We start from the raw sequence: 17279 nt of genomic DNA, 5'->3' as shown, positions 1-17279 counted from the left end.
TATGATAAAAGGAAAGAGTACTTGTAAGTTGCTGAAGGATATTCGGCAGCAGATAGCGGATGCGAATGGTATCAGCTATCAGCCTAAGGAGTGTCAACACAAGGGGGATTGTGCGGGTACTTGTCCTGCTTGTGAGGAGGAGATACGTTATCTTGAACGTGAGTTAAGAGCACGTAAGGGTAATGGCTTCGGTATGAAGGTGGCTGGTATTGCTGCTGGTATCTGTGCTACGGTAATGCCGATGACTGTTGCTGCGCAAGGTGTTAAGCCTGATAGTACGGCTAACCCTCCTGTACATACAGCTAAGAAAGGCGATGTAAAGGTAGTAGACCTTTCTGATGGTTGTGCATCACCTGTGGTTGTACGTGGAATGGTCATTGGTAGTGATGATAAAGAACCTGTAATAGGTGCTTCTGTTTTTATAGACGGAACAAACAAAGGTGATGTAACAAATATTGATGGACAGTTTGCCTTGCAAGTACCACCAGACACTTCTTTGGTTATTTCATATATCGGATACAAGACAAAGAAGGTTCATGTAAGCTCTCTTTTGCATTCTGATAATAATGTTATTGTGCTTGAAGAAGATAGAGATGTAATGTTAGATGGCATTGTAACAATAGCTACACGACCTACCTGTAAAGGTGAAAATAAAGGTAATAAAGATGACGTGAGTGGTCGTAGAGCTGATAAGCCGAAGTCGCATAAGGAGAAGAATAAAAAGAAGTGTAAGTAAGGATAAGGATTATGGCAAAAGGAAAGAGTACTTGTAAGTTGCTGAAGGATATTCGGCAGCAGATAGCGGATGCGAATGGTATCAGTTATCAGCCTAAGGAGTGTCATCACAGGGGGGATTGTGCAGGTACTTGCCCTGCTTGTGAGGAAGAAATACGTTATCTTGAACGTGAGTTAAGAACACGTAAGGGTAATGGCTTCGGAATGAAGGTAGCTGGTATTGCTGCTGGTATCTGCGCTACGGTAATTCCGATGACGGCTGCTGCGCAAGGTGTTAAGCCCGATAGTACTTCTAATCTTCCTGTGCGTACAGCTAAGAAAGGCGATGTAAAGGTAGTAGACCTTTCTGATGGTTGTGCATCACCTGTGGTTATACGTGGAATGGTCATAGACAGTGAAGATAAAGAACCTTTGATAGGTGCTTCTATCTTAATAGACGGAACAACCAAGGAAACGGTTACAAATGTAGATGGACAGTTTGCTCTGAAAGTACCGTCAGACACGTCGTTGGTTGTATCATCTATAGGATACAATAATAAGAAGGTTAGTGTAAGTTCTCTTTTACGTTCTGACAATAATGTTATTATGCTTAAAAAGCTGGTGTTGAAAGGTCTTTTTGCAGTAGTAACCGTTTCGCCAAACTACGATGATGTGTATGGGCATAGGACTTATAAACCGAAGTCGCATAAGGAGAAGAATAAAAAGAAGTGTAAGTAAAGATTAGTATTATGGTAAAAGGGAAGAGTACTTGTAAGTTGCTGAAGGATATTCGGCAGCAGATAGCGGATGCCAATGGTATCAGTTATCAGCCTAAAGAGTGTCATCACAAGGGGGATTGTGCAGGTACCTGCCCTGCTTGTGAAGAGGAGATACGTTATCTTGAACGTGAGTTAAAGGCACGTAAGGGTAATGGCTTCGGTATGAAGGTAGCTGGTATTGCTGCTGGTATCTGCGCTACGGTAATGCCGATGACTGCTACTGCGCAAACTGTTAAGTCTGATAGTACGGCTCATCGTCCTATACATACAGCTAAGAAAGGCGATGTAAAGGTAGTAGACCTTTCTGATGGTTGTGCATCACCTGTGGTTGTACGTGGAATGGTCATAGACGAAGAAAATAAAGAACCAGTGATAGGGGCAGCTGTTTTTATAGACGGAACAAACAAGGGCGTTGCAACAAATATTGATGGACTTTTTGCATTGAAGTTACCATCAGACACTTCGTTGGTTATTTCATATATAGGTTGTAAGGATAAGAAGGTTCGTGTAAGTTCTCTTTTGCATTCTGATGATAATGTTATTGTACTGGAAGTTTCTGAATTATCGAGTTTATCGTGCATAGCAGGAGGGCTTGTAACCGTTGTGAACTACGATGACGTGTATGGTCATAGGACTTATAAGCCGAAGACGCATAAGGAAAAGAATAAAAAGAAGTGTAAGTAAGGATTAGTATTATGACGAAAGGAAAGAGTACTTGTAAGCTATTAAAGGATATTCGACAGCAGATAGCAGATGCGAATGGTATCAGCTATCAGCCTAAGGAGTGTCATTACGAAGGGGATTGTGCAGGCACTTGCCCTGCTTGTGAAGCGGAGATACGCTATTTAGAGACGCAATTAAGAGAACGGAAACGCAAGGGATGGGGCATGAAAGTGGCTGGTTTGGCTGCTGGTCTTTGTGTTGCTACGGTTCCGCTTACATCATGTCAGAACACTCCCAAAGCTTGCAACGTTGAGAATAAAGCTCAGGATTCTACTGATATGCCAGTTATGGGTGATACAGTAGTGATACCAAAAGCACTCACTGCAGATTTGAAGAATGCTATTGTTATTATTGGACGAGTGCTCGACTCTTCTACTGGTAAGGCTGCTCCGGAAGTTAATGTTATGCTATTAGGAGGTAAGAAGAGGCTGTCTTTGGGCGAAGATGGAAGATTTGTATTGCAGGTTAATCGTAATGATACCCTCGTGTTTTCATCTTATGGATTTGAGGATAAGGTGATAGTAGTGAAGTCTATTCGTAATCCTGATGAGATGGTTGTCCGTTTAGAACCTTCTCTTGATGTAGTAGGGGAGATAGATAGGGAGTATTTAGAGAAAGAATTAGCCGACAGCACTGCACCTCAATCACATAAAGAGAAATGCAATCAGAAATAACTGCACCATTTATTGCCATTAATCGGCACAGACTCACCACGGATGGCGAAGGCGTAACAACATTGGTAGGCTTTCATGGTTGTCCGCTTCATTGCGAGTACTGCTTAAATGCTCAGTGCTTGCAGGCTGATGGTGTATGGTGCAGGCTGACCCCTGGTGAGTTGTATAGTGAGGTAGAGATAGACGACCTTTACTTTGTGGCAACGGGTGGCGGTATCTGCTTTGGCGGTGGTGAGCCCCTTTTACGTTCAGACTTCATCAAGGCCTTTGCCGAGATAATGAACCCCGAATGGAAGTTGACAATAGAGACATCGCTCAACGTTCCACTTGAGCATGTCAAAGCTATTGCCTCGTTGGTGCAGATGTGGTATGTAGATATTAAGGATATGAACCCTGATATCTATAAGGCTTATGGATGTAAAGAGAACAGACTGGTAGTCAGTAATCTTCAATGGTTAGCAGCGAACGGATATGCTGATAAGGTCATTATTCGCTTACCTTTGATACCTGAATATAATATAGATGAAGACCGCCAGCGGAGCCAACATCAGTTGGAAGAGATGGGCTTTACAAACTTTGATAAGTTTAATTATATTGTGCGGTAGTAGATTAATCCTATACAATATACATAGCTCATCTTTCGTTATTTCCTTGAAAAGCATTATCTTTGCAATTAACAAACGAAAGATTATGAAGAAGTTATTTATCATTTTATCAATCATATTTTTGTTGTTACCTATAACGATGACAGCACAGAGTTTTGACGCCTTATGGCAACAAGTAAATCAAGCTGAGCAAAAGGACTTGCCAAAGACACAAATCAGTTTATTAAAGAAGATTGAACAGAAGGGGCAGAAAGAGAAAGCCTATGGGCAAATCTTGGCTGCCAGTCTGTTAGCATCAAGGTTACAGACAGAGATTGCACCAGACTCTGCTGAGGTGGAGTTGAAGCGATTGAAGGCAAAGGCAAAGATGGTAGAAGGAAAGGATGAAGTATTGTCGGCTATCTACAACTGTATCTTGGGTGTGATAAGTCGGAATGATGATGATGGAAACGCTGACGATTACTTCAAGAAAGCATTGGCTAACCCTTCTCTGTTGGCAAGTCAGAAGGCAGCTGACTTTAAGCCTTTGATAGTTGTAGGTAAAGATGATAATATCTTCAAGGGTGACTTGCTGCATGTTATTGGTATGCAGGTAGGTAACTATGACAAACTATATAGCTATTATAAAAGCGTTGGAAACCGTGAAGCTGCTTGCTACACAGCCTTGATGGGGATAAAGAATGAGAAGGAGAGTATTCCAAAGCTTGACTCACTCATGCAAGAGTATAGTGACTTACCGATATGTGGAGAAGTTGCGTTGAAGCGTTATGCCTGTATGGGAGAAGATACTCCGGTTGAGGAGAAGATAGCATATATTGATAATGCACTTGTTCGTTGGGCATCATGGAATAGAATAGTAGCGTTACGTAATGCTCGTGAAGAATTGACAAGACCGATGTTTGACGTGAGTTTTGATAAGCGTAATGTTAGTTCGTCGGAGAAGAATAATTGGGTTAAGTTGAATACGCGCAATGTGTCAGATGTAGTCATAACGGTTACGCGTACGAAACTATCAGGAAATCATTCTCTCAGTCTTGGGGATAAAGACGACATGGTTAAGGTGATGGCAAGTCTGTTGCCTGCAACGAAGCAGACGATAAAGCGTACCTACACAGGTCATAAGGATTATGAAGAGGTGAAAGACTCTTTCTTAATGCCTACATTACCTTTGGGCGTTTACCTTATTAAGATAGAAAGCCCTGAAAAGAATATTACACCAGAATATGCTTTCTATTATGTTAGTGACCTCTATGTCATGAGTGAACTACAACCAAAGAAGAAAGCACGATATGTTGTTGTCAATGTTGTGGATGGACAACCAGTAGCAGATGTAAAGGTTCAAGCTACTTATCCAAATTATTATGATAAACCCTCTATCGTCAAGAAGCTTGTCACGAACACGAAGGGAGAGGTAGTGTTTGACTCTGAAAGAACTACTCCGTACATCTATGTCTCTACGAATAAGGACAAAGCTTTTAGAGAGACTAAACTGGAAGGTTCGTATGACTACGACAAGGAGAACTATGATAGAATGGTAACTCAGGTCTTCACGGATAGAGGTATCTATCGTCCTGGGCAGACGGTGCACGCATCTGTCATTGCTTATCAGAACACCAAGCAAGACTATAAGACTAAGGCTGCAGGCGGACAAACCTTCGATATGGTTTTGCAGGATGCTAATTATAAGGAGATAGGACGTAAGTCAGTAACCACCGACCGTTTCGGTACTGCTGCAGCAGACTTTAATCTTCCAACAAGTGGACTGACAGGTAGTTTCTCTATTTATGCTGATTTTGGAACAAAAGGATCTAAGCGTTTCCAAGTAGATGAGTACAAGCGTCCAACGTTTGATGTAAACTTTGACGAGTATAAGGAGAAGTATGCTGTCGGTGATTCTATCAAGTTGATTGGTCGTGCTAAGAGTTTTGCTGGTGTACCAGTACAAGGTGCAAAGGTGCATTATGTCGTTACACGTAATATAAGCTATTGGAGTCGCTTCTATGAAGATAGTGAGGAAGTGAACGAGCAAGATGTTGTCACAGACGACAAGGGAGAGTTTGTTGTTACCGTACCTTTTGTTCTGTCTGATAAAGCCAAGAAGGAACTGAAGTCTGGTAAGGGTTATCGTTCACTTTTCTATAACTTTAGAGTTGAGGCTTCGGTGACCGATGCCGCAGGTGAGACACATGACGGTTTTGCTTCATTACCATTAGGAACAAAGGAGGCAAGTCTTTCTTGCAATATTGCTGAGAAGAACCTGCGTGACAGTCTTAAAACGATTAAGTTTAATTATCTGAATGCTGCAGGCTCTCCTGTTGATGGTACTGTGAAGTATGTTATTGTACCACAGCAGAAGGATAAGAATAAATATGTTTATAGCAATTACAAGACGGTGAAGGCAAATGAGAATGTTGCTATAAAGGGTTTGTCTTCTGGTGCTTATCGCCTACATGCTATTTGCGGAACAGATACGATAGATGAGGATTTTGTCGTCTTCTCTTTTGATGATAAGCGTCCAGCTATTGAGACACATGACTGGTTCTATCTGAGTGGAAACCAATTCCCACGCGATGGTGGTCCTATCTATATGCAGGTGGGTTCAAGTGATGAGAATCAATATGTTGTTTATTCTATCTTCTCAGATAATAAAGTGATTGAAACAGGTTCTTTCAATCAAAGCAATAGTATACAGACACGCAAGTTTGTTTATAAGGAAGAATATGGTGATGAGATCTTTCTTAATTATGCTTGGGTAAAGAATGGTATTATGTATTCTCATTCAGAGAGGATTACGCGTCCGTTACCAGATAAGAGTTTGATAGTAAAATGGAAGACATTCCGTAATAAACTTATTCCAGGACAGCAAGAGGAATGGACAGTAACCATTAATCGTCCTGATGGCAAGGCTGCCAATGCTCAACTGATGGCAACACTTTATGATAAGAGTCTTGATCAGTTCTTGTCTAATTCATGGTACTTGGGCAACTTCTTCTCGCTTAACTATACATCTGTTAATTGGGAGAGTTCTGATTATTCAGGTTTGGGTCTTTCATGGGAAGCTAATATCAAACCTTTTGATGTAGAACTGTTGTCTTTTTCGAGATTTGATAGTCGCTTCTTAGAAGATTATGATACGCCAGATGCTTATATTTATTCAGCAAGAGAAGACCGAATGGTAAGCATGACACGTGTCGTTAAGTCAATGGCTTTGGCAAAGGAGTCTTCTATGAATGAGGTCGTTAAGGTTGGATTTGGACCTACTAAGGAAATGAAAGTGAAATTTACTGCTCCTGTTGTCAAGAAAGATGAGGAGATAAAACAAGAGAAGGACGAACCGAAGAATATAAAGCCTTCTATGCGTGAGAATCTCAATGAGACAGCCTTCTTTTATCCACAGTTGCAGACGGATGGAAAGGGTAATGTAAGTATTAAGTTTACGCTTCCAGAGAGCCTTACTACTTGGCGTTTCATGGGATTGGCACATGATGAGGATATGAACAATGGCTTCCTTTCCGATGATATCGTTGCTCAGAAGACATTGATGGTGCAGCCTAATATGCCTCGCTTTGTCCGTATGGGTGACGAAGCAATGGTTTCTGCTCGTTTGTTCAATCAGTCTGACAAGGCTATCAATGCAAAAGCAAAGATTGAAATCCTTGATCCAGCAACTGAGAAGGTGCTCTTTACAGACAGTAAAGCTGTTGTCTTGAAAGCGCAGGGGAGTGGTTCAGCAACTTATAGCTTAGCTTCATTGTTGGCGAAGAATGCCAATCAGCTTACAGCTGACCAGTCTTTACTCATTGTTCGCTTTACGGTTGAAGGCGATGGTTTCTCTGATGGTGAGCAACATTACCTGTCAGTACTTCAGAATAAGGAGTATGTAACAAACACCTATCCATTCACACAGAATGAAGCAGGGGTGAAGACGATTAATGTTGGTAAGCTTTTCCCAAAGAAGAGTACGGACCAAAAGCTGACAGTAGAATATACCAATAACCCTAATTGGCTGATGATTCAAGCCTTGCCTTATGTTGCAGATGCGAGTGAAAAGAATGCTATCAGTCTTGTTTCGGCTTATTATGCAAATCGTTTGGGTAAGCAGATTATGAGTACTTCCCCATCGATTAAGCAGACAATCGAGCAATGGAAGAAGGAGACAGGTAAGGAAACGTCAATGATGTCGGCTTTGGAGAAGAATCAAGAACTCAAAACCTTGACACTTGATGAGACTCCTTGGGTAATGGATGCTAAGAATGAAAGCGAACAAAAACAGCAACTCGTGCGCTTCCTCGATGAGAATCAATTGCAGAATAAATTGTCATCAACATTCTCAAGTCTAAAGAAACTGCAAAACTCTGATGGTTCGTTCTCTTGGTGGCCAGGAATGAAGGGAAGTCTTTATATGACTGTTGCGGTGACGAAGACACTTGCTCGTTTGCAAAATCTTACAAGTCCAAGCCCAGAGGTAACAAATATGATCAAAGCTTCTTTCCGATTTATGGATAGGATGGTGGCAAAGTGTGTGGCTGAAATGAAGCGTGATGAGAAGAAGTATAACACAACATTGTTCCCTTCTGACGCACTCTGTGATTATCTTTACACCAATGCTTTGTTCTATCATGACCGAGCTACAAATGACATAAAGTACCTCATCGACCGCTTGACCAAGAAGCCTACGGACTTAACTATCTACGGTAAAGCGAATACAGCTGTAATCCTTCAGCAGTATGGTAAGGTTGAGAAGGCGCGTGAATACCTGCAGAGTATCAAGGAATATACAGTTTATACGGAGGAAAAGGGACGTTACTTCGATTCTAAAAACGCTTATTACAGCTGGCGTGATTATAAGATTCCAACAGAGGTGGCTGCTATTGAGGCGATAAAGACAATTACTCCAACTGATGGTAAGACGCTTGTTGAGATGCAGCGTTGGCTCTTGCAGGAGAAGCGTACGCAGGCTTGGGATACACCATTGAACTCAGTGAATGCTATTTGGGCATTTATGAACAATGGCAATTGGTTGATGCAGAATGGAGAGCATGCTACGTTGATGCTTGATAACAAACCATTGCAGACAACACAGCCTACAGCAGGGTTGGGTTATGTGAAGGCTACACAGCCAGTTGATTTCCAATCGTCTGAAAGTCATGATTTGGTTATTAGCAAGGCAAGCACTGGCACAAGTTGGGGTGCTGTCTATGCACAGTTCTTCCAGACGTCAACAGATATCTCTGATGCTTCATCTGGCTTGAAGATTAAACGTGAGGTAATGGTTGATAGTGTGTTGTTGAAGAGAGGTAAGAACCTCAAAGTTGGTGACAAGGTGCGTATCCGTTTGACGATAATTGCTGACCGTGATTACGACTTCGTACAGGTTGTTGACAAGCGTGCTGCCTGCCTCGAGCCTGTTAGTCAGTTGAGTGGTTATCGTTGGGGATATTACATTGCTCCAAAGGATTACACGACTAATTACTACTTCGACCAGATGGCAAAGGGTAAGCATGTCGTTGAAACAGAATATTATATTGACCGAGCAGGTGTTTATCAGACAGGAACCTGCACTGCGCAATGTGCATACGCACCAGAGTATAGCGGACGTACAGGCGCAGAAGTTATTCAAGTTGACGAGTAAACAAGTTTACAAGTTTTATGAGTTGACAAGTGAATAAGTTATTAGATAGCGTTGTGAAGTAGGGGTGTTGTCTTAACTCTCCCTAACTTCTCAACTCTTTAACTCCAAAAAGAAGAAATGCTTCAGATAGAAATCGATAACGGTAGTGGCTTCTGCTTCGGTGTGACCACTGCCATTAAGAAAGCCGAAGAAGAATTGGCAAAGGGTACCAAACTCTATTGCTTAGGTGATATTGTACATAACAGTATGGAGGTGGAACGCCTCACAAAGAAAGGGCTCATCACGATTAATCATGAGCAGATGCGCGAGCTTCATAACGTGAAGGTTTTGCTGCGTGCACATGGCGAACCACCTGAGACTTACGAGCTTGCAAGACGTAATAACATTGAGATTATCGATGCTACTTGCCCTGTGGTTCTTGCCCTCCAACGTCGTATTAAGACACAGTATGAGAAAGGTCGTCAACCTTCTTATATGATATCTTCAAAGGGCGGAGCTACTGTTGATGAACCTTCAAGCCTTAAACCAGTAACGAATGAAGCGGTGGAAACCTCTACTTCTTCTGTTTCTCTTCCTCCTGCAGTAGGCGAGGGACAAGAGCTTAGTGCCTCCTCTTCCATTGTTATCTTTGGAAAGAATGGTCATGCCGAGGTGCTTGGACTTGTTGGTCAGACCCATAGTCAGGCGATTGTGATAGAGAAGTTTGAAGATGTTAAGGCGTTAGACTTTAATAATGACATCTATCTCTACTCACAGACGACAAAGAGTTTGGATGAGTTTCATAAGATTATCGAATACATTCAAAGTCATATCTCACCCAAAGCAAAGTTCCAAAGCTTCGATACAATCTGCCGACAGGTCGCTAATCGTATGCCAAACATTTCTACCTTTGCCGCTCGTCACGATTTGATTCTCTTTGTGGCAGGCCGTAAGAGTTCAAATGGTAAGGTCCTCTTTCACGAATGTTTGAGTGTAAACCCAAACTCCCATCAAGTTGAGAGTGCAGACGAAATTGACATGAGTTGGTTTGAAGGAGTTGAAACAGTAGGTATCTGTGGGGCTACGAGTACGCCAAAATGGCTGATGGAAGAATGCCGTGATGAGATACTCAGGCGTACGAAATAATAGCTTTATAATCCTCAAACAAAGAGATTAAACGCGAAAAAATATCAAGTTGTGATAGTTTTTCGCGTTTTTTTTATACCTTTGCATCGTCAATCAAGATTTAATGTGACTTTTATTGCAACACTTGGGTTAGGTTTTATCTTGAAATGGCAGAATACAGGATAAAATTTGTTGGGTCTTCCAACAGTTTAATATGATGGAGTATGTCAGTTGTTGATGATAGGTTTTAGGGATTTGTTCGTGGACATAACATTACTCTAATCAACAAAAGAAGATGTCATGTTGTCCCATATTATTTAAGTGAAGTATTCATCAATAGTGTTGCATAGTAGACTTATGAAAGAACAAAAGAGTTTCCTTGTCCCTATGGCATTCTTAGGGCTTATGTTTTTCACTTGTGGATTTTCCTTGGGTATAAATTCATTGTTGGTTCCAGTATTGAAGGTGTCGTTAAGCGTTTCTTCAATGGAAGCATATATGCTCATTGGTGCAACATTCTTGCCATTCCTTATCTTTGGCTATCCTGCGGGAATGTTAATCAGCAAGATAGGATATAAGCGTACGATGGCTATTGCGTTCGGAATGTTTGCCGTAGCTTTTGGAGTGTTTATTTTCTCGGCAGATGCAAAGAGTTTTCCTTTATTTTTGACAGCTTCCTTTTTCTGTGGAACAGCTAACACCTTCTTGCAGGCAGCTATAAATCCTTATGTTACGATATTAGGACCAACGGAGAGTGCTGCAAAGCGTATCTCTATTATGGGTATGATCAACAAGTTAGCTTGGCCAGTGTCACCCCTCTTTATTGCTCTTTTCGCAGGTGCTTCAGGTAGTGTTGCTATAGATGATTTAGGTAAACCTTTTGCTGTGATTATTTGTCTGTTCGTTGCTTTAGGTGTAGTGGCTCTTTTGTCGCCATTGCCAGAGGTGAAAGCAGCGGGTGAGGATAGCAGTGAGACTGATGAGGTTGACCAAGAAGTATCTGCTTATGCAAACAGTAAGAAGTCTGTTTTCCAGTTCCCACACTTGGTTCTGGGTGCTATTGCCATCTTCTTTTATGTTGGTGCAGAGACTATCGTGTTGGGAACGCTCATTGACTATGCGAATGAGTTAGGACTTGCTCATCCAGAAAACTATTCTTGGATAACTCCGATTAGTATTAGTATTGGATATATAGCAGGAATCATTCTGATTCCTAAGTATCTTTCTCAGACACGTGCTTTGCAGATTTGTTCATTCGTAGCCTTGTTGGGAACGACTCTTGTTGTTCTTCTTCCTGGAGTTTACAGTATATATAGTGTCGGTGTCATGGCTTTAGGATGTTCACTGATGTGGCCAGCGTTTTGGCCTTTGGCATTGATGGATTTGGGTAAGTTTACCAAGAAGGGTTCATCACTCTTGACGATGGGACTTATCGGTGGAGCAGCAATTACAGTGTTGTTTGGTCTTTTAAAGGATGTTTCAGATGCTCGATATGCCTATGGTCTTTGCTTTGTATGCTTTGGCTACATTATGTTCTATGCATTTAAGGGCTATAAGTTACGTTAATAGATTCATATCTAAAGACGTTATAAGTCTCTGTATAATAACCTTTTAGTTAGGTTGAAAGTAGTGGTCTTATTGCATAATTTTTTTAAAACTTATGGCTCTATAACGAATCGTGTGGGTAATTCGTCATAGAGCCTAAAATATTGTCAAAAAGTATAGCCTCCAACGAAACACAACTCCAAATTGACCTTCGTTTTAATACGCTTAACGCACATTAAATCCCTACCCTTCCATATACAGCGATGGTGTTAATCCTCCGCACATGTGGTGCATACCATCCGCAGCACCACTCGTGCGGAATATCAACACACAACCCACACGATTCGTTATAGAACCAAACTTATAAATAAAAAGCGGCACCCACTAAGGGATGCCGCATAATGTTTTTCTTCTCTCGTAGTGAGAGGGGAAGACCACGAAGGTCATAATATGTTAGCCTCTAAAGGCGAAGGATTTCCAACTTCTGTTCTCCCCCTGCAAATAAGTTATTATCATATCACTACATACCCTACATAATAGGGATATCGCAGTATTCACTCCCCTCCCTACGGGGGAGGGGCAAAGGGGAGGGGCCAGTCCGTTGTCGTTGTTGTTCTTCTCCTTTCTTAATCCAACTCCTTCAGCTGTTCAGCAACCTCGTTGTTGATACGCTCAGCGAAGGCTTCCATTGTCATAGTAGCCTGCTCGCCACCGCCCTGCTGACGCATTGACACCAGACCCTCGGCAGCCTCTTTCTCGCCAACGATAACCATGTAAGGAACACGCTTGAGCTCGTTGTCGCGAATCTTGCGACCAATCTTCTCGTTGCGGTCGTCCATGATTGAACGTACGTCGTGAGCATCGAAGTAAGCCTTCACCTTCTGAGCATAGTCGTTATACTTCTCAGAGATTGGGAGGATAGCAACCTGATCAGGTGTCAACCAGAGTGGGAAGTGACCTGCTGTGTGCTCGATAAGAACAGCTGTGAAACGCTCGAGTGAACCGAATGGTGCACGGTGAACCATCACTGGTGTCTTCTTAGAGTTGTCTTCTGCTGTATATTCGAGTTTGAAGCGGTTAGGGAGGTTATAGTCTACCTGAATAGTACCGAGCTGCCAACGACGACCGATAGCATCCTTCACCATGAAGTCGAGCTTAGGACCGTAGAACGCTGCCTCGCCCAACTCTACACGAGCGTTGAGACCCTTCTCTGCACATGCTTCCTTGATAGCTGCTTCGCTCTCTTCCCAAACCTCGTCAGAACCGATATACTTCTCCTTATCCTCTGGGTCGCGGAGAGAAATCTGTGCCTCATAGTTATCGAAACCGAAGGTCTTGAACACCTTGAGGATAATATCGATATTGTTCTCAAACTCTGCCTTTACCTGGTCAGGACGCACGAAGATATGTGCATCATCCTGAGTGAAGGTGCGAACACGTGTAAGTCCGTGAAGCTCACCACTCTTCTCGTAGCGGAACACGGTTCCGAACTCTGCGATACGCAGTGGGAGATCTTTGTAAGAACGTGGTTTGTAAGCGTAAATCTCACAGTGGTGAGGACAGTTCATTGGCTTGAGCATATACTCTTCGTCCTCCTCTGGTGTATGGATTGGCTGGAAAGCATCCTTGCCATAGTGTGCATAGTGACCAGAAGTTACGTAGAGATTCTTGCCACCGATACCTGGTGTGATAACTTCTTGATAGTTGTAAGGCTTGAGGAGACGACGCAGAAGGTCCTGCAAGCGCAGGCGCAACTGTGTTCCCTTTGGCAACCAGATAGGAAGACCCTTACCAACACGCTCAGAGAACATGAAAAGTTCCATTTCCTTGCCAATCTTACGGTGGTCGCGCTTCTTAGCCTCTTCGAGCATAACAAGGTATTCATCAAGCATCTTCTTCTTTGGGAAGGTGATACCATAGATACGTGTCATTTGCTCGCGCTTCGCATCTCCACGCCAGAAAGCTCCAGCAGCGCTAGTAATCTTTACAGCCTTGATAGCACCTGTTGAAACGAGGTGAGGGCCACGACAAAGGTCGGTGAAGTGTCCTTGAGTATATGTTGAGATGGTGCCATCTTCGAGGTCTTCAACGATGTGCTCCACCTTATATTCCTGACCATCAGCGGTGAATTCTTTCACAGCATCAGCCTTAGAGACATCACGACGAATAACGGGCTCATTCTTCTTTGCAAGTTCGAGCATCTTCTTCTCAATCTTTGGGAAGTCATTCTCAGAGATTGTTTGACCTTCTGCAGGCATCACGTCATAGAAGAAACCATTTTCAATTGCAGGACCAAAACCAAACTGAATGCCTGGGTAAAGCTCTTGCAATGCCTCAGCAAGGAGGTGGGCAGAGGTGTGCCAGAAGGTATGCTTACCTTCTTCGTCATCGAACCTGTAAAGTGCGATACTTGCGTCCTCATTGATAGGACGATTGAGTTCTGTTGTTACGCCATTTACACCGCAAGATACAACGTCACGGGCGAGAGCCGGCGAAATACTCTCGGCGATTTGATAACCAGTTACGCCCTGTTCGTATTCACGAACGGAACCATCTGGGAAAGTGATTTTAACCATACTACAAATTAGTTTTATAAATCAAATGTTGTGGCAAAGGTACAATTTTTAATTCATAATTTATAATTCATAATTCATAATTATGATTACTAATGTTAATTTAGTATTCATAATTTACGATTCATAATTATTCGAACGGAATTTTCATCAGTACGTCATAAATTTGATTACCGATATAGTTCAAGGTTAAACTCAATGTTCAAAGGGTCGAAAACTCAAAGGTTAAACGCTAATCATAAAGTTCAAAGTTCAAACTTCAAAGTTCAAACTTCAAAGTTCAAACTTCAAAGTTCAAAGTTCAAACTTCAATGAATGAAAAGGGGCTTATTCTTCATTGGGTTTGTCTTGTCTTCACCCTCTACTTTTAAGCTGGGAAGTTTATAGAATTGAGAACTGTTAGACTGCATGGGCTGTTGCTTTGGCTTCCTACCTGCTACGATGTCGGCACGCAGCTGGGTGGCAGCATCGAACGACTTCCAACGTTTGAGGATATAATCAAGTTGCTGAAGGGCTGCCTTGCTATCGCCCACTTGATAGAGACAATAAGCACGATTAAACCAATAGTCGCGATTGTCGGGCGTTATGTCAAGAGCTCGGGTAAAGGCAACGATAGCACTGTCGTAACGCTCCACACGGATGTTAGACATACCATAAAGTTCGTAGATATCAGCGATATAAGGTTGTAACGTCAAAGCACGACGACAATCATCGACAGCACCTTTATAATCCTCAAGATGATACTTTGACAATGCCATTGAATACCAAGCCTCGTATAGATTCGGTTTCAAAGCAACGATACGGGAGAAGATTTGCATGGAAGTGACGTAGTACCCCTGATCGAGCGTCCGCTTACCTTCTTCCATCATCTTCTTGATGTTGTATTGGGCAGCCGATGGTAATGCTAATAAGCACAGCAAGGATACTACGATTCCACGCAACATAGGCTTACGTACGTGGAGCCTTCACACGATAATGACAGCGCATCTTACCTTGTAAGAGGGCTTTGAGTTTGTTTTTAATCATCTGCTTGCGGAATGGCGAGAGTCGGTCAGTGAAAACACGACCTTCAAGATGATCGAACTCATGCTGGATGACACGTGCAAGATAACCATCAATCCACTCCTTGTGCTCAACAAGATTCTCGTCAAGCCATTTTACATAGATACGCTTTGCACGTGTCACATTTTCGTGCAGTCCCGGAAGTGAAAGACAGCCCTCTTCCATAGTCTCTGTCTCAGAATCGTCATACTCGAGGATGTGACCATTGATAAATGCATGACGATAGTCTTTGTACTCAGGGAATGTGTCAGATAGAACATCTAAATCAACTACAACCACACGAATAGACTTGCCAATCTGTGGTGCTGCTAATCCTACACCGTCACTGTTAGTGTTGGTCTCAAACATATTCTGAATCAGCTCTTTGAGGTCTGGATAATCGAGGGGAATGTCCTCTGCTACCTTACGTAATACTGGCTGACCGTATGTGTAAATGGGTAATACCATATTTCTTTTCTTTCTTTTAAAAACTAATAAAGTCTAAAGGCTTTTATCGAAAAATAAATCAAAGTCCCTTAGAACGCATGTAATCCTGAAGAATAATCGTTGCTGAAATCTCGTCAACAAGTCCTTTGTCTTCACGACGTGTCTTCTTTTTTACACCACCTGCAAGCATTGCTTGATGAGCGATGACCGACGTAAACCGCTCGTCATAATAATCGATAGGCAACTCAGGATGTGCCTTGCGCCAACGGTTGACAAATTGCTCAACACGAGCAAGGTTCTCACTCGGTTGACCATTAGGCTGCAAAGGCTTGCCAATGACAAGCTGGCTGACTGCTTCCTTAGAAATATATTCAGTCAGAAAATCGAAAAGTCCAGACGTAGCAACAGTCGCCAACCCATTGGCAATAATGCACAATGGGTCGGTGACTGCTAATCCTGTACGTTTCTTTCCGTAATCTATTGCTAAAATTCTACCCATTTAGCGAGAGTAGAGCAACCATGCATCAGCATAGGTAGCACGAAGCTGATTGCGGCTCTGAACAGCTGAAGCCTTGCTATCGTAAGTTGATGCAACAACGCGATACATATTATTACCAGCATTGAAAGCTACCTGAGCATCATAACCAGCATTCTTCAAACGCTGCTGCAAGCCCTCAGCATTAGACTTAACACCGAATGAACCCACAACAACACTGTAAGGCTTCAAACCAGAACCATTTACGACAGAAACTTTCTCTGTGCGTACAGGCTCATTATCGTAATTATCAACAACAGGAGCTTGCGTTACAGGCTGTGTCTCAACTGGTGCCACTACAGCATCTTGCTGAGTTGAATTGTCTTCATTATTTGTAGTATTCTGCTCCTGAGACTTTGCCTTCTCATATGCCTTTTTGTAAGCACTCTCACTTGACTTACAGCCTGTGAATGCCAATGCTACACACATAACTGCGCCCAAAACCATAAATTTCTTCATAATCCCTTAGTTTTTATTGATTATACTATTAATTTACTATGTAATTATCGTGCGAAGTTACAAAATAAGAAGCAGAAGTAAGAAAGCAGCGTCAATAAAGTTTGTTAAATAAACTATTTGTAAGATTTTTAACACAAAAATACTTCCTATCTATTGCTAATATGCGAAACTTTGACTATATTTGCCATTGATAAAGAAAGAACTATTTATTAACAATAAAAAATAAGAGATTATGAAGACATTAGGTTATGTTTGCGCATTCCTCTGTGGTAGCATCACAGGCGCAGCTCTCGGACTTCTTTTGGCTCCAGAGAAGGGTACAGACACACGTTCAAAGATTTCTGATGCTGTTGACGATTTCTGCAAGAAGCATGATATCAAGCTCAGCCGCAAGGAAGCTGAGGATTTCGTTGAGGATATCAAGGATGCAGCTTCAGACGCTATCTAA

General features: G+C 42.2%; 14 protein-coding genes. 9 read left to right on the top strand and 5 right to left on the bottom strand.

The window, feature by feature from the left end:
- Position 1: 1 nt before the first annotated feature.
- From J4856_RS03470 to J4856_RS03435, 8 genes are all read left to right on the top strand, one after another.
- Complete coding sequence (locus tag J4856_RS03470; RefSeq protein ID WP_025836660.1) at positions 2-736, top strand: carboxypeptidase-like regulatory domain-containing protein; 735 nt, start codon at positions 2-4, stop codon at positions 734-736.
- An 11-nt stretch (positions 737-747) separates the two neighbouring features.
- Positions 748-1452 (top strand): carboxypeptidase-like regulatory domain-containing protein, encoded by a 705-nt coding sequence (locus J4856_RS03465; protein ID WP_025836659.1) that lies wholly within the window; start codon positions 748-750, stop codon positions 1450-1452.
- Positions 1453-1463: 11 nt separating this feature from the next.
- Complete coding sequence (locus J4856_RS03460) at positions 1464-2177, top strand: carboxypeptidase-like regulatory domain-containing protein (protein WP_065367908.1); 714 nt, start codon at positions 1464-1466, stop codon at positions 2175-2177.
- 11 nt (positions 2178-2188) lie between these two features.
- On the top strand, positions 2189-2890 hold the full coding sequence (locus J4856_RS03455; RefSeq protein WP_025836658.1) for a carboxypeptidase-like regulatory domain-containing protein: 702 nt from the start codon (positions 2189-2191) through the stop codon (positions 2888-2890).
- On the top strand, positions 2875-3495 hold the full coding sequence (locus J4856_RS03450; protein WP_065367907.1) for a radical SAM protein: 621 nt from the start codon (positions 2875-2877) through the stop codon (positions 3493-3495). The genes J4856_RS03455 and J4856_RS03450 overlap by 16 nt, the downstream gene beginning before the upstream one ends.
- An 85-nt stretch (positions 3496-3580) precedes the next feature.
- Entirely contained in the window at positions 3581-9127 is a 5547-nt protein-coding gene (locus J4856_RS03445; RefSeq protein ID WP_065367906.1) for an alpha-2-macroglobulin family protein, read from the top strand.
- Positions 9128-9244: 117 nt separating this feature from the next.
- Complete coding sequence (locus tag J4856_RS03440; protein ID WP_025836657.1) at positions 9245-10252, top strand: 4-hydroxy-3-methylbut-2-enyl diphosphate reductase; 1008 nt, start codon at positions 9245-9247, stop codon at positions 10250-10252.
- Positions 10253-10588: 336 nt separating this feature from the next.
- Positions 10589-11797 (top strand): MFS transporter, encoded by a 1209-nt coding sequence (locus tag J4856_RS03435; protein ID WP_025836656.1) that lies wholly within the window; start codon positions 10589-10591, stop codon positions 11795-11797.
- Between the two features lie 605 nt (positions 11798-12402).
- Here J4856_RS03435 and thrS read toward each other — a convergent pair.
- The 5 genes from thrS to J4856_RS03410 form a co-directional block, all read right to left on the bottom strand.
- On the bottom strand, positions 12403-14352 hold the full coding sequence (gene thrS / locus J4856_RS03430) for a threonine--tRNA ligase (RefSeq protein WP_065367905.1): 1950 nt from the start codon (positions 14350-14352) through the stop codon (positions 12403-12405).
- 305 nt (positions 14353-14657) lie between these two features.
- Entirely contained in the window at positions 14658-15293 is a 636-nt protein-coding gene (locus J4856_RS03425) for a tetratricopeptide repeat protein (protein ID WP_025836655.1), read from the bottom strand.
- Positions 15294-15297: 4 nt separating this feature from the next.
- Positions 15298-15858 (bottom strand): peptide deformylase, encoded by a 561-nt coding sequence (gene def / locus J4856_RS03420; RefSeq protein WP_025836654.1) that lies wholly within the window; start codon positions 15856-15858, stop codon positions 15298-15300.
- Between the two features lie 58 nt (positions 15859-15916).
- The gene (gene ruvX, locus J4856_RS03415) at positions 15917-16336 is read right to left on the bottom strand and encodes a Holliday junction resolvase RuvX (RefSeq protein WP_025836652.1); all 420 of its coding nucleotides are present in this window, start codon (positions 16334-16336) and stop codon (positions 15917-15919) included.
- A complete protein-coding gene (locus J4856_RS03410; protein ID WP_025836650.1) occupies positions 16337-16831 on the bottom strand; it encodes an SPOR domain-containing protein in 495 nt (164 codons plus the stop codon).
- 232 nt (positions 16832-17063) lie between these two features.
- Between J4856_RS03410 and J4856_RS03405 the strand changes: the two genes are divergently transcribed.
- A complete protein-coding gene (locus J4856_RS03405) occupies positions 17064-17279 on the top strand; it encodes a YtxH domain-containing protein (protein ID WP_004360299.1) in 216 nt (71 codons plus the stop codon).

The sequence above is a fragment of the Prevotella scopos JCM 17725 genome (assembly GCF_018127785.1).
Classification (GTDB): Bacteria; Bacteroidota; Bacteroidia; order Bacteroidales; family Bacteroidaceae; genus Prevotella; species Prevotella scopos.
This window is presented reverse-complemented; position numbering and strand designations above follow the sequence as displayed.

Excerpts from the sequence above, each read along its gene's own strand:
- J4856_RS03470 (WP_025836660.1), top strand. The coding sequence starts at position 2 with ATGATAAAAGGAAAGAGTACTTGTAAGTTGCTGAAGGATATTCGGCAG.
- J4856_RS03465 (WP_025836659.1), top strand. The coding sequence starts at position 748 with ATGGCAAAAGGAAAGAGTACTTGTAAGTTGCTGAAGGATATTCGGCAG.
- J4856_RS03460 (WP_065367908.1), top strand. The coding sequence starts at position 1,464 with ATGGTAAAAGGGAAGAGTACTTGTAAGTTGCTGAAGGATATTCGGCAG.
- J4856_RS03455 (WP_025836658.1), top strand. The coding sequence starts at position 2,189 with ATGACGAAAGGAAAGAGTACTTGTAAGCTATTAAAGGATATTCGACAG.
- J4856_RS03450 (WP_065367907.1), top strand. The coding sequence starts at position 2,875 with ATGCAATCAGAAATAACTGCACCATTTATTGCCATTAATCGGCACAGA.
- J4856_RS03445 (WP_065367906.1), top strand. The coding sequence starts at position 3,581 with ATGAAGAAGTTATTTATCATTTTATCAATCATATTTTTGTTGTTACCT.
- J4856_RS03440 (WP_025836657.1), top strand. The coding sequence starts at position 9,245 with ATGCTTCAGATAGAAATCGATAACGGTAGTGGCTTCTGCTTCGGTGTG.
- J4856_RS03435 (WP_025836656.1), top strand. The coding sequence starts at position 10,589 with ATGAAAGAACAAAAGAGTTTCCTTGTCCCTATGGCATTCTTAGGGCTT.
- thrS (WP_065367905.1), bottom strand. The coding sequence starts at position 14,352 with ATGGTTAAAATCACTTTCCCAGATGGTTCCGTTCGTGAATACGAACAG.
- J4856_RS03425 (WP_025836655.1), bottom strand. The coding sequence starts at position 15,293 with ATGTTGCGTGGAATCGTAGTATCCTTGCTGTGCTTATTAGCATTACCA.
- def (WP_025836654.1), bottom strand. The coding sequence starts at position 15,858 with ATGGTATTACCCATTTACACATACGGTCAGCCAGTATTACGTAAGGTA.
- ruvX (WP_025836652.1), bottom strand. The coding sequence starts at position 16,336 with ATGGGTAGAATTTTAGCAATAGATTACGGAAAGAAACGTACAGGATTA.
- J4856_RS03410 (WP_025836650.1), bottom strand. The coding sequence starts at position 16,831 with ATGAAGAAATTTATGGTTTTGGGCGCAGTTATGTGTGTAGCATTGGCA.
- J4856_RS03405 (WP_004360299.1), top strand. The coding sequence starts at position 17,064 with ATGAAGACATTAGGTTATGTTTGCGCATTCCTCTGTGGTAGCATCACA.